The sequence below is a fragment of the Intestinibacillus sp. NTUH-41-i26 genome, assembly GCF_032769475.1.
Taxonomy (GTDB): Bacteria; Bacillota; Clostridia; order Oscillospirales; family Butyricicoccaceae; genus Agathobaculum; species Agathobaculum ammoniilyticum.
This window is the reverse complement of sequence record NZ_CP136477.1, coordinates 1111888-1124542: the sequence shown is the minus strand read 5'-3', so window position 1 is coordinate 1124542 and position 12655 is coordinate 1111888. Positions and strand designations below refer to the sequence as shown.

General features: G+C 60.4%; 11 protein-coding genes and 1 pseudogene. 2 read left to right on the top strand and 10 right to left on the bottom strand.

The features are described from left to right. Positions 1 to 208 precede the first annotated feature (208 nt). Positions 209 to 1144, top strand: a complete 936-nt coding sequence (locus RX717_RS05730; protein WP_107630724.1) for a hypothetical protein — start codon at positions 209 to 211, stop codon at positions 1142 to 1144. An 82-nt stretch (positions 1145 to 1226) separates the two neighbouring features. Here RX717_RS05730 and RX717_RS05725 read toward each other — a convergent pair whose 3' ends face one another. The 7 genes and pseudogenes from RX717_RS05725 to RX717_RS05700 form a co-directional block, all read right to left on the bottom strand. Further along, complete coding sequence (locus tag RX717_RS05725; protein ID WP_107630725.1) at positions 1227 to 1994, bottom strand: SDR family NAD(P)-dependent oxidoreductase; 768 nt, start codon at positions 1992 to 1994, stop codon at positions 1227 to 1229. A gap of 2 nt (positions 1995 to 1996) precedes the next feature. Then, the gene (locus tag RX717_RS05720; RefSeq protein ID WP_107630726.1) at positions 1997 to 3046 is read right to left on the bottom strand and encodes an alcohol dehydrogenase catalytic domain-containing protein; all 1050 of its coding nucleotides are present in this window, start codon (positions 3044 to 3046) and stop codon (positions 1997 to 1999) included. Between the two features lie 71 nt (positions 3047 to 3117). Then, on the bottom strand, positions 3118 to 3759 hold the full coding sequence (locus tag RX717_RS15980; RefSeq protein WP_442908799.1) for an enolase C-terminal domain-like protein: 642 nt from the start codon (positions 3757 to 3759) through the stop codon (positions 3118 to 3120). 323 nt (positions 3760 to 4082) lie between these two features. Then, positions 4083 to 4364, bottom strand: a pseudogene (locus RX717_RS15975) (starvation-sensing protein RspA); the annotation flags it as partial. A 31-nt stretch (positions 4365 to 4395) separates the two neighbouring features. After that, complete coding sequence (locus tag RX717_RS05710; protein ID WP_054326096.1) at positions 4396 to 5064, bottom strand: FadR/GntR family transcriptional regulator; 669 nt, start codon at positions 5062 to 5064, stop codon at positions 4396 to 4398. Between the two features lie 173 nt (positions 5065 to 5237). Then, positions 5238 to 6482, bottom strand: a complete 1245-nt coding sequence (locus RX717_RS05705; RefSeq protein ID WP_054326095.1) for a DUF4317 domain-containing protein — start codon at positions 6480 to 6482, stop codon at positions 5238 to 5240. A 151-nt stretch (positions 6483 to 6633) separates the two neighbouring features. Beyond that, positions 6634 to 8217, bottom strand: a complete 1584-nt coding sequence (locus tag RX717_RS05700) for an amidohydrolase (RefSeq protein WP_147573855.1) — start codon at positions 8215 to 8217, stop codon at positions 6634 to 6636. 225 nt (positions 8218 to 8442) lie between these two features. Here RX717_RS05700 and RX717_RS05695 point away from each other — a divergent pair, with 225 nt between their 5' ends. Continuing rightward, the gene (locus RX717_RS05695) at positions 8443 to 9978 is read left to right on the top strand and encodes a D-alanyl-D-alanine carboxypeptidase family protein (protein ID WP_107630728.1); all 1536 of its coding nucleotides are present in this window, start codon (positions 8443 to 8445) and stop codon (positions 9976 to 9978) included. 62 nt (positions 9979 to 10040) lie between these two features. Here RX717_RS05695 and RX717_RS05690 read toward each other — a convergent pair whose 3' ends face one another. The 3 genes from RX717_RS05690 to RX717_RS05680 are packed head-to-tail and all read right to left on the bottom strand — an operon-like array spanning position 10041 to position 12640. Then, positions 10041 to 10946: a dihydrodipicolinate synthase family protein gene (locus RX717_RS05690; protein ID WP_316960614.1), complete on the bottom strand. Its 906-nt coding sequence runs from the start codon at positions 10944 to 10946 to the stop codon at positions 10041 to 10043. A gap of 45 nt (positions 10947 to 10991) precedes the next feature. Next, complete coding sequence (locus tag RX717_RS05685; protein ID WP_054326092.1) at positions 10992 to 11630, bottom strand: dihydroxyacetone kinase subunit L; 639 nt, start codon at positions 11628 to 11630, stop codon at positions 10992 to 10994. Between the two features lie 14 nt (positions 11631 to 11644). Next, a complete protein-coding gene (locus RX717_RS05680) occupies positions 11645 to 12640 on the bottom strand; it encodes a dihydroxyacetone kinase subunit DhaK (RefSeq protein WP_107630730.1) in 996 nt (331 codons plus the stop codon). Between the last annotated feature and the right edge of the window lie 15 nt (positions 12641 to 12655).

Here is a 12655-nt window from a genome sequence, read left to right as displayed (position 1 = left end):
AACATAAAATTTACACGTTTTTCGCCCCTCATCCTTCCGCAAAAGGCTCACTGGAGCGCGCGCCGCATGGATAGCCGCAAAGCAGCTATTATACATTTATTTTATTTATTATCAGCGGTCAGCGGCGCTTAGCAGTCGCTTCAAGCAAAAAAGTACCGGCCGCTGTGGTATGTGGTATAATGATAAAAACGAACGGGAGGGATCGCATTTGACGCCATACGATGAAACGCTCCGCACCCTCAGGCAGCAGGCCGACCGGCTCAACCGGCTGCGGGGCATGCTGGACGAGCTGTACCGCGAGCGGCAACGCCTGGAGGAACGGGAGCGCAGCCTGGCTGTGGTACGGGCTGCGGAGCAAAAGGACGTGGACCGGCTGCAAGGCCGCAGCCTAACCGCCTGTTTTTACGCTCTCCTCGGCAGGCGGGAGGAGCGGCTCGACAAGGAACAGCAGGAGGCCTGGACCGCCGCGGTCAGGCACGACGCTGTACGGCGTGAGCTGGAGGCGGTACGGCAGGATATCGCTTCTTACGAGCGGGAAGCCGCCGCGCTCGATGGCTGCGAGCAGCGCTGGACGCAGGTCATGGACGACAAGCGGGATTTCCTGCGGCAGAGTGGTTCCGTGCATGCCGAGCGCATCCTGCAGCTTGAGCAGCAGCTCGCCACACAGCAGACGCTGGAAACCGAGATTGGGCAAGCACTCGACGCCGGACGCGCGGCGCGCAATACCGCGGGCAGCATCCTGTCCAGCCTGGACAGCGCGGAAGGCTGGGGGACGTTCGACCTGTTCAGCGGCGGCCTGATAACCGACCTGGTCAAGCACGGGCATCTGGACGACGCGCAGGACAAGGTCGAGACGCTGCAGACCCAGCTTCGCCGCTTTAAGACCGAGCTGACCGATGTATCCATCCAAGCGGATGTGCAGGCGCAGGTGGACGGTTTCCTGCGCTTTGCGGATTACTTTTTCGACGGCCTTTTCGCGGACTGGATGGTGTTGGACCATATTCACGGCGCACAGTCCCAAATTGCAGAGGCATGCGGACAAATCGACGATGTCCTGTCCCGCCTTCGCGCCATGCAGGAAGGCTGCCGCGCTGCGGAACAGCGCGCGCGAGAGGCGCTCGACCATCTGGTCGCCGGCGCCTGACGCATCGGTACGGAAAAAGACCCCCAGGGCAGCCAGCCCTGGGGGTCTTTTTGATAACGGAAAGCGCCGGAGCAGGCGCCCCTTACTTGCAAAGGTAGCCGCCGTCGACCGGCAGGATCGCGCCGCCCAGATAGTCGCTCGCATGCGACGCAAGGAACAGGCACGCGCCCTTCATATCCGCCGGCTCACCCCAGCGGTGGGCGGGAATGCGGTCGCAGATCTCCTTGTATCGGTAATTGGAGGGGTCGAGGAGCGCTTCATTCATATCGGTCGCAAAATAGCCGGGCGCGATCGAATTGACGTTGACGCCGCACGCCAGCAGGTCGTTGGACATGCACTTGGTCATCTGTGCCACGCCGCCCTTGGCTGCGGAATACGCGACGACGTTCTGGCCGCCGAAGAAAGACGCCATGGAGGAAATCGTGATGATCTTGCCATAGCCCTTCTTGACCATGATCTTGGACGCCTCCTGGCAGAGGATGAACTGGCTCTCCAGATTGACGCGGATCACGTCGTCCCAATCGCTCATCGGGAACTGGTCCGCACGGTGCCGGCGCTGGATGCCGTGCGCGGTCACGATGATGTCCAGATCGCCGCCCAGCTGCTCCACCGCCTCTCCGAACGCACGGTAGCATTCCTCACGCCGACCAAGGTCGGCCTGCACACTGTGGCAGGCAAAGCCGCGCGCGCGGAATTCCTCCGCGGCGGTATGCACGCGCGCGCTCGAGCCAATGATGACGACCTCGCAGCCCGCCTCCATCAGACCCTCGGCCATGCCGTGACCCAGGCCGCGCGTGCCGCCGGTAACGATGGCCTTGCGGCCGGTGATATCAAAAAGCGGATGTACCATGATTACATATCCTCCTCATCAAACAAAATGACCATTTTCTTAACCGACGGGTCGGGATGCTCGATCTTGTCGAACACTTCCCCGATGCGGCTGAACGGGATAAAATGGGTAGCGATACCCTCCAGATTGAACGCATGCTGCTCAAAACGCTCGATGGTCGGCTCGAACTGGTAAGCCGACATGCGGGAGCCGATCAGGTCAAGCTCGCGCTGGTCGAGCATGGCGGAGGAGATCTGCTCCGGCGCCGTGCAGAAGCCGAGCGAGACCACGCGGCCCGCGTTCGCCATGATACCGGGCGCGAACAGGCTGGTCAGCGAGCCTGGGAAGCATGCCGAATCAAACGCGCAGGTCACACCATGTCCGCCCGTGATATCCTGCACGCGCAGGGCAAGATCTTCGTTTTTGGTGTTGATCACATAGTCCGCGCCGTACGTTTTCGCGCGTTCGAGCGAAGAATCGTTGATATCGCAGCAGATGACGGTTTTCACGCCCTTCGCCTTGCAGGTCTGCAGGATGATCGCGCCGATCGTACCCGCGCCGAGGATGAGCACGGTATCTTCCGGCACCACGCGGCCGCGCCCCGTGCAGTGTCCGCCGATGGCGAACGGCTCGACGAGCGCCGCATCCTTCCACGGGATTTCGGGGGAGATCACATAGCACTGGTTCTCCGGCACGACAAAGTATTCGCGCCAGCCACCGTCGATGCTCGAACCGCGCGCGCGGACGTGTTCGCACACGTTATAGCGGCCGATTTTACACTGGTAGCACTCGCCGCAGGCAACCACCAGATCGAGCACGACATGGTCGCCCTGCTTGACGCGGGTCACCTTGGAGCCGACCGCTTCGACCACGCCCGCGTTCTCATGTCCCGGGATGCGCGGATAAGACGCGCACGGGTTCTCTCCCAGATAGTTATGTACGTCCGACCCGCACACGCCGCAGGCCTTCATTTTAACCAGTACGTCGTAATCGCCGGCAGCCTCAGGGCGCGGCACCTCGCGCACCTCGAACTTATGCGGCTCGGTCACTATGACTTCCTTGCTCATCAGCATAACAGCATTCTCCTCTTAAAACAGTATCATGTATGACATATCGGTTTTCCCGCTTTCTGCACCGCGCGGCGTTACGGCGTCTGGAGCGAGCCGTCTCGCAGGCGGGTCTGCGTCCAGGTCGTGACCGTGTTCTCACAGGGGTATTTGGCGGCTTCCTTTTCGTCCAGATCGACGCCCAGGCCGGGCTTGTGGTTGGCGTACACATAACCGTCCCTGAATTCCGGCAGGCCTGGGAACACCTCAAGCAGCGCGCCGTGCTGCTGACGCAGCTCCTGGATGACGAAATTGGGCGGCTCGATGCCCGACCATTCCTGCACGCCGAAGTTGGGCGCCGCCAAATCGATATGGATATTGGCCGCATGCGCGAGCGGCGACATATCGCCGGGGCCGTGCCACGCGGTGCGCACCCCGAACTGTTCTGCGAAAATCGCCAGCTTGCGCGCCGGCGTGATGCCGCCGATCTGCGAAATATGCACGCGGATAAAGTCGATCAGCCGCTCGGTGATCAGCTGCTTCCACTCACGCGGGTTGTTGAACAGCTCGCCCTGCGCCAGCGGGATCGAGGTCTGCTGCCGCAGCAGGCGCAGCCAGTCGACCTGCTCGAGCGGCACCGCATCTTCCAGGAAAAACAGGTCGAACGGTTCGAGCTGCTTGGCCAGCTGCAGCGCTTCGACCGGTGCGATGCGCTCATGCACGTCGTGGACGAGCGCCATGTCGTAGCCGATGCGCGCGCGGATGCCCTCAAACAGCTTGACCGTGTCGCGGATGTATTTGCGCGAGTCCAGGTAGACGCCGTCCGGCGCGCCCTGCGGCGCGGTCGCGGGCGCCTTGCCGTAGCCGCCCCCCCATAGCCGCCGCACTGGCAGCGGATGTGGGTGATGCCCATGTCGCGGAAGCGCTCGATGTTATCGCAGATCTCCTCCACATCGCGCCCATCCGCGTGACGGTAGACCGGAATGGCTTCGCGGCACTTGCCACCGAACAGCTCGTAGCACGGCATGTTCGCAAGCTTGCCCTTGATGTCCCACAGCGCCATGTCCACGCCCGAGATCGCGTTGTTTTCCATGCCGCCGTTGCGCCAGTAGGCGTTCTGGTGCATCAGCTGCCACAGCGCTTCGATGTTGTTCACCTCGCGGCCGACGAGCAGCGGCTTGAGGTAATTTTCCACCAGATGCTGCACGGTCAGGTGGCGGTAGGCAAACGTCGCGCAGCCCAGGCCGTACAGCTCCGGCTCGCTCGTCTCCACCTTGACGACCACCAGGTTGATTCCCTCCGGCGCGGTGCAGATCACACGGATGTCACGGATGGTAATTGGCATGATATTCTCTCCTTTTTACTTGTTATACAAGTTAAACCTTATCGTAATTTTGCAGGATGTGCGCCTGCATCAGCGCACGCGCCAGATTATCATTGTGTACCTCGACCGCATTGAGGATCATAGGGTGAAAGAATAGGGCGTCCTGCTCTCCGAACCGCTGGGTCAGCTGCTCATGGTTGCGCACCGTCTGCTCGAACACCTCATGCAGGCTTTTGACCAGCAGATGATTGCCGGACGCCCTGCACAGTTCCTCATGGAACGCCATGTCGCACCGTACAAATTCACTTTTCTGGCCGCGCAGCGCGGGCAACCGGCCGGTCAGCTCATGCAGACGCCCAATCTGCGCTTTTGTTGCGTTTTTTGCGGCCAGCGCCGCCGCTTCCGGCTCTAAAATGCGCCGGAACTGCAGCACCGCACGGATATCCGCGCAGTCCGCAGGGGTGATCTGGCTTGCTCCGGTGAGCAGGGTTTCCACGCGGTCGTCCCGCAGGAAGGTCCCTTTCCCATGCACGCTTTCCAGCACGCCCACGCCGATCAGCTGCTGGATCGCCACGCGCACGCTCGCGCGGCTGACGCCGAGCCGTTCGGTCAACTGGTTCTCGGACGGGATCTTGCTGCCGACCGCCCACTGGCCGCTTTGGATATGGCCAGTCAGGTACTGGAGTACGCTTTCCGTCACATTGATGCGTTCGGCCTTCATGGCTTACCTCCTCAACTTGTCTGACAAGTTATGCTTTTATTATAGCGCCCTTTTCCGTACTGTCAAGGGGGAAAATCACATTTTTGCATATTGCACAAATCCCGCCGCCGATTTCGCACATTTCCGGCACAAAAAGAGCCGGCAGATGCCGGCTCCCATTATCCCGCTGTTTTTTACAGTGTCTGATCCACACCGTTAATGCTGGCGGATTCCCCCTCCTCGATCGGAATCAGCAGGCATTTCTGCCCTTCGACCACACCCGTATGGACGCGTTCCGCCCGCTCCTCCGGCACCCGCAGCACGATGCCCGCGCTTTCCTCCCAAGGAACCTCGTCTCCGGCCAGGCGCTCGGATTGCTCCGCCAGACGGTGCTGCAGATCCGCAACCCTTTGCTCCAGCGCCGCCGTGTGCATTCGCTGGGTGTTTTCCTCCACCAAGCGGCTGTCCAGCACATTGTTCGCAACAGGCGGCACGTCTCCGAACGTCTGCGCGAAAGCCTTGCCGATCTGTTCCCTGACCGGCTCCGGCACCTCGGCCTCCGCCGCGAGATCCGCGACCGTCTCGGCCGTCAGGCTGACCGGCGGCAGGCTATCGTCCGCCTCCTGCTCGGCCACCATGCCGCTGATCGTCTTCTGTATCCGGAAGAACGCGGCTTCCGCCTGCTCCTCATCCTCCCCAAACGCGCTTTTCACAACGCTCTGGAACGCTTTCTTCTCCTCTGTGGCCGTGCGCTGGGACACACACCCGAGCACGCTTTCTATCAGCTCCGGATGGGAGCCGCGGCCGGTCTTGACGTAATACAGCACAGCGTTCACATCGCTGCCGCGGCCGCTGAACGCCGGATACACAAAGCCCAGGTCGGGCAGACCGACCACCCAGTCGCGCACGCGCGCGCCGATGCGGTTCTCTTCCTCCCGATAACCGAGCGCGGGCTTGGACAACTCGACCGGACACACCGCGCACAGTATGTACTCGTAGATCTCCTCGGACTCCTCCTGCGCCTCGCCGGAGGTCGCCCGGGCCGGCACATCGTACACATCATGGTATACTAAAATCAGGTAGTTACCCGGATAGGCATACTGTTCGATGACCTGCTCATACAGGCGGTCGAGCAGGTCGTCGTTGGCCAGCTTGCTGCCCTTGAGCGTGAGCAGGAACGAGCGGCACTCGTCCGCCTGCTCCCCGCGCGCGAATTCCAGCTCGAGCAGGTTGCCGCCCAGTGTGCCGGACAGCGTTTTTTTCGCGATCTCCAAATACTTGTAAAACTCGTCCTCCTCCAGTTCGGAAAACTGTTCGCCGAACTTCAGGACGACTTGCTTGCCGCTGTTGACATAGCACCCGCACATGCGGCCAAAGGTGCATTCGGTCTTTTTCAGACGGCGGCGCAGCTCCTGCACATCGCCTTTGGTAATATTCATTATAGGCTCTCTCCTGTCATATGCCCGCGGACACAGGGCGGCCGCCTATCCCTGCGGATAAGCGGCCGCCCGCCGCCGGCTTTTCATATTCCCGTCCTTTAGTATACGGCATCCCGCGCAGAAAAGGCAAGCGGATTTTGCCGGAGGGCTATCATGCACGGTAAATCGTTTCCCCTGCCTTGACCGTTTCCAGCACGCGCACCCGCCGCAGCGCATCCGGCCCAACCGCTAACGGATCGGCGTCCAGCAGCACCAGATCGGCCGCTTTGCCCGGCCGCAGAGAGCCGCGGCGCGCTTCCTCAAAATACTGGTAAGCGGCGTGGACTGTAACCGCACGCAGCGCGTCCTCCACAGGGATACGCTGGTCCGCGCCGAGCACGGCGCCGCTTTCCATCAGCCGGTTGACCGCGCACCAGACGGTACCCAGCATGTCCGGCGGCAGCACGGGCGTGTCCTGGTGGAATGTGAACGGGATCCCCTGCTCGAGCGCCGCGCGCGCCGGACTGATATGCTGTGCGCGCGCCAGTCCGAAATTGCGGATATGCACCTCGCCCCACCGATACACATGCGCCACAAAAAACGATGGCAGCACGCCGGTCCGCTTGACAGCCTCCATCTGGTCCAAGCCAAGAAGCTGCGCATGGATCATGACCGGCCGCAGGCCGCGGAAATCTGGAAATTCCCGCTCGACCGCGGCCACGGCCTGCAAAAACTGCTCCGCCGCCGCATCCCCGTTGCAATGGGCCAATACCTGCAGCCCTCCATGATAGGCTGTCACGAGCGCTTCCTGCACCGCCTGCCCGCTCATGGTGCCATAACCTCGGTACCCGTCCTCCGCGCCTTGGTATGGGGTCCGCATCCACGCGGTACGGCCCTGCGGGGAGCCATCCAGAAATATCTTGCACCCGCCGAGCTTGAAATGGCAATGGTACCGGCGGACCGCTTCCGGAAAAGCCGCGCTCACCTCATCCCAGGCATCCACAGGCGGATATGCCACCACATCCAGCGTAAGCAGCCGATGCGCAAGCAAGGTCTGATACATCGGAATCAGGCTTTCGGGCATCATTCCCTCCTGCACGATTGTCACGCCATAGGAAGCATACTGCTCCTGCACCCGGCGATAGGCCTCCATCAGGTCCTCCATATCCGGCATCGGCACTTGCTGTTGGTACTGCAGGAACGCGTTTTCCTCCATATATCCGGTCAGCACACCGTTTTCCGTACCAATTATGCCTCCCGCCGGCGCGGGCGTGTCCACTTTCACGCCGAGCAGCTCCAGCGCCAGAGAGTTGAACACCCCCATATGTCCGGACTGATGCACCACCATGATCGGATGCGCCGCGGAAACGCGGTCGAGCAGTGCGCGGGTCGGATGGCGCCGCTCCGCGAGCGTATTCTGGTCATAGCTTTTCCCCACAACCCATTGCCCGTCCGGTATTTTGTTGGCCGTGATAAAATGCGACAGCGCCTGTCCGATCTCGTCCAGGCTGGCGGCCTCCTCCAGCGGGACCTGCAGCAGCGCCTGCGCGGCGCCGGAAAAATGGCCGTGCGCGTCCAGGAACGCAGGCAACAGCGCACGCCCATCCAAGTCGATCTCTGCCGCGCCGCGCGCCCATGCCGCGAGCTTTTCCCGCGTCCCCACGGCCGCGATCACGCCGTTTTCGACCAGCAGCGCTTCAGCCAGCCCGCCGCTCTCCATTGTGCGGATCGGGCCTCCATAGTATAGCGTCTTCATAAGCACTCCACCTTCATCCGATTCCGTGTGCCTTAGTATGCCCTATGCTTTAGTATAGCATGCAGAGCCGGAAGTTTTTGAACATTGTCTGAACTTTTCCCGTTTCTTTTGCGCCGCGTGCGATTTTCTAAATTTACTTTTTTCTCCACCGATGCTATAATTTATGCAGCATCACCGCATTCCTTGCGCAATGTCTGCTTTTTATTTTCAAGGGGGGTAAACTGTATGAGAAAAAAACTGATCGCATCCGTTTTGGCCGTCTTGGTGCTGTTCTGCGGCCTCGCGCCCGGCGCTGCCGCGCTCAGCTACCAGGCGGAAAGCGTTTTCGTCATGGACGCGCAGACTGGGGAAACGCTTTACGAGTATAACGCCGACATCGCCCGTGTGCCGGCCAGTATGACCAAGGTGCTGACCGCCTACATCATTTATCAGGAGCTGGAGGCCGGCCGCCTGACTTTGGACACCCAGGTCAAGGTCAGCCACAACGCGGCTGTCAAATCCCGCGACGCCAGCTATCCCACCGCCGTACCGCTGACCGAGGGTGCCACCTACTCGGTCGATACGCTGCTTCACCTGATCATGATTCCCTCCGCCAGCGCGTCGTGCATCGTCATGGCCGAGCATATCAGCGGCAGTGAGAGCGCATTTGTCGCCCGCATGAACCAGACCGCCAAGGACCTCGGCCTGAACGCGACCTATTACAACTGCCACGGCGCGCAGCCCAATTATATTACGGCCCGCTCACAGGCCAAGCTCACCCGCCGCTTTATCGACGATTATCCCGATATCCTGCGCATCACCTCCAAAAGCGGGTTCAACTTCAACGGCTCCTACTATAATAACACCAATCACCTGCTCAATACCATGGCGCCTTACGAAGGGCTGGACGGCTTCAAAACCGGAACCATCGCGGAGGCAGGCTATTGCGTCACCACGACCGCGGTACGGGATGGGCGGCGTGTGATCGCGGTAGTTATGAAATCCACCAGCGACGCGCAGCGCTTCGCGGATTCCCGCCAGCTTCTTGATTACGGCTTTGCTGAAATCCAAAAGCGGGATGCGGCCCGCAAAACGACCAGTGTGCAGCTTACCGCAGCTCCGGACAGCGTCCGTCCGTACCAGCCGTTTACCGTCACCGCACGGCTGGAAGGCGTCTCCGCCTCCTACGCCTGCAAGGCGCAGTGGTATGTCAACGGCGCGGCGGTCGATGGCTATGGGAACAGCAGCTTCCTGACCGCCGACTATAAGACGAGCACGCTGCAATATACGCTCAAGGATCTGTCTGGCGATACGCTCGACATCGCCTTTGTCCTGACCATGTTCGACGGCACTGAGATCCGCTGTGAAACAGCCCTTCCGGTGGAACAGCGGCCGGTGGAATACGGCGGCTCGCTCAATATCCGGAGCGCGGCATCCTATCCCGGCAAAACGCTGCTCGTTACCGCGGATATCACCGGCGAAAACGGGATCGCCCGCGTCCAGCTTCCGGCGCGCTGGCAATGGGACGGCGCGGACATCGCAGGCTATTCCAACGCGGCGTTTACCATCGAAAACGATGCCGCGTCCAGCGAGTATCTGCTCCGCATTCCGGAAGACGCCTCAGAGGGCAGCCATGAGCTTTCCTTTGTGCTTGGCGATGCGGGCAGCACTGGCGCAAAACAGTTGATTCTGCGCGCCGATATCCAGATCGTTTCACAGGGAACGCCGGCAGAGGATGTTCCAGTAGAGGAGACTCCGTCCGAAGACGCTCCGGCCGCGTAAAATAGCCAGAGAAAACCCGCCGTTTCAAAAGAAACGGCGGGTTTTCCTATACCCCCTCGCGCTCAAATCATTACCGTACGGTATTCCAGACGGTCCAGCTCCTCAAGCAGCTCCTTTTCCTGTTCCGCAGTCAGGCTTTCCATCGGGCGGCGCATTTTCGTGGTGGAGATCACGCCCTCCCTTTTGAGAATCACCTTGTAGGCCGCAATATTATTGACCGCGCACATTACCGCATTCAAAACATTGGTGCGCCGCTGGTATCGGGTCGCAAGCGCGTAATCCTTTGCCTGAATCGCTTGCCAGAGCTTCGCGTAATGCTCCGGTATGCACATCGCATTACCTGACACCGTCCCGTCGCCGCCGACCACGCACGCCGCCTCCAGGAGGTGATCCGGCCCGACCAGTACGCTGAAAGTCCCATCGTTGATCGTCATGAAGTCCTGTATCCGCGTGAAATCCGGATAGCTGTATTTAATGCCGATCACATTGCGGCAGCTTTTCGCGACGGTTTCCGCCACAGCGCGGTTGATATCATTGACCGCGTTTTGCGGAATGCCGTACAAATAAATCGGGAAATCCTCCGGCACGCTGGCGGATACCGCCTTATAATAATCGATCAGCCCCCGGTCGCTCAGCTTAAAAAATACCGGAGTGACAACGCCGATGCCGTCCGCGCCGATTTCTACAGCGTGACGCGCCAGTTCCACTGTGTCAGCAAGGTTCCATGCGCCGACATGCACGAATACCGGTACCCGTTTGGCTGTATGGCGCACAACTGCTTCCGCGACCCGCTTCCGTTCCTCCACGGTTAAGTACATCATCTCTCCGGTCGTGCCGCAGGGATACAGGCACTGCAACCCGTTATCGATGCAGTGATCCACCAGCCGCTCCAGCGAGGGAACGTCAATGCTGTCCTCCTCGGTCAGGGGCGTCACGATCGGTACGACCGTGCCATATAATTTCTGCATATTTTTATGTCCTTTCTGGTAATCAGGCTCATTTCGCCGCCATTTTCACCGGATATATCGCGCCATGCCTTTCAGCATATACATACCGGCTGTCGCCCCCTGGTCCGGTATACCGATAGCTTTCGCGGCAAACACCGCGGCTTTCCCGTATTTGGGCATCATGGCGCGGCTGGCTTCTACGCCCGCCTCCGCTCCGGACACCGCCGCGTCCATTACCTGCGCCAGCCCAGCGTCCGGGGTTGCTTCCAGGCACGCCGATGCCCGGTCAGCGGCTGCGCCGACCGCATCCAGGATCGTTCGCTCCCCCCTGCTGCATTTTCCGCGCTTCTGGATACCGGCCGCAAACGCAGTAAAATACGCGCTCAGGTCAGCCGGCCCCATCTCGTTCTTTCCTTTCAGCGCCTTTCCCGCCTCCATGATACCGGAAGCCATCAGCGTTCCCATTGTGGAAGGCACAACCGAGGCCATCCGCATCCCCGCTTTCATCAGCGTTTTTCCGACGTCCTCCTGCATTTCTTCCCGTATCAGGTCAGGCAAGGCCGCATAACCCTTCTGCATCGTAAGACCCAGATCTCCGTCGCCCATGTTAGCGTCCATCGCGCAAAGTTCATCCTTTTTTTCCGCGAACACCTCCGCAACGCATTCATACAGCGCCGGAAGCTGCTCCGCTGTGATCTTATCCATTTTCACGCCCCCTGTCACTTCTGGCAGTAAAAGGGCGTGCAGACCGGCGCGTCCAGCCACCGCTTCATTTCCTCATCCGCAATCTTGCAAAGGCTGATGGAAGCGCCGGCCATTTCCATACTTGTCGCGTACTCGCCGACATGGGTCCGGTACAGCTTAACCCCCTTTTCCTGCAGGAGCCGCGTAACACTTCCGGACAGGATATACAGCTCCTCCACCGATGTCGCGCCAAGACCATTGATGAGCAGCGCCACCTCGTCCTCCGGCACCAGCGGCATGTCCTGCAGCAGCGTTTCCAAGGATTCCGCGGCAATTTCATCGGCGGTTTTGACCGGCCCGTTCCAGATGCCCGGTTCTCCGTGGATGCCCATACCCATGGCCATTTCGTTCTCCTCAAGCGTGAAATTCGCATGTCCCAGTTCAGGCAGCACGCATGGCGTCAACGCAAAACCGGCTGTGCGGGTGTACTCCTTTGCTTTCTGCGCAGCGGCGAACACCTCCTCAAGGGTGCCGCCCTCCGCCGCTTTCGCGGCCGCGCATTTATACATATAGAATATGCCGGCCACGCCGCGGCGCTTGTCCGGATCGGTACTGGAGTTCACATCATCCGCTCCCACAATGGAACGTGTTTCAATATCCTCCATTTCGCACAGCTCGGCCGCCATGTCAAAATTCATGATGTCGCCCGTATAATTGCCGTACAGGTACAGCACGCCGGCCCCTGCCTCGACCTCCTTGGATATCTGGAAGATCTGTTCCGCAGAAGGCGACTGAAACACGCTGCCCACGCCGCAGCCATCCAGCATCCCCTCTCCCACATAGCCAAGGAACAGCGGCAGGTGGCCTGTGCCGCCGCCGGTCACAATCGCCACCTTACCGGGCGTTTTGTGAGCGGTACAATAGCAGCGCAGGTCGCCCGCCGCGTATTTGACCGCATCACCATGCGCCGCGTAGATGCCGCGCAGCATATCATCCGTATAATCCTCCGGCCGGTTGATAATCTTCTTCATAATGTATTTCCTCCT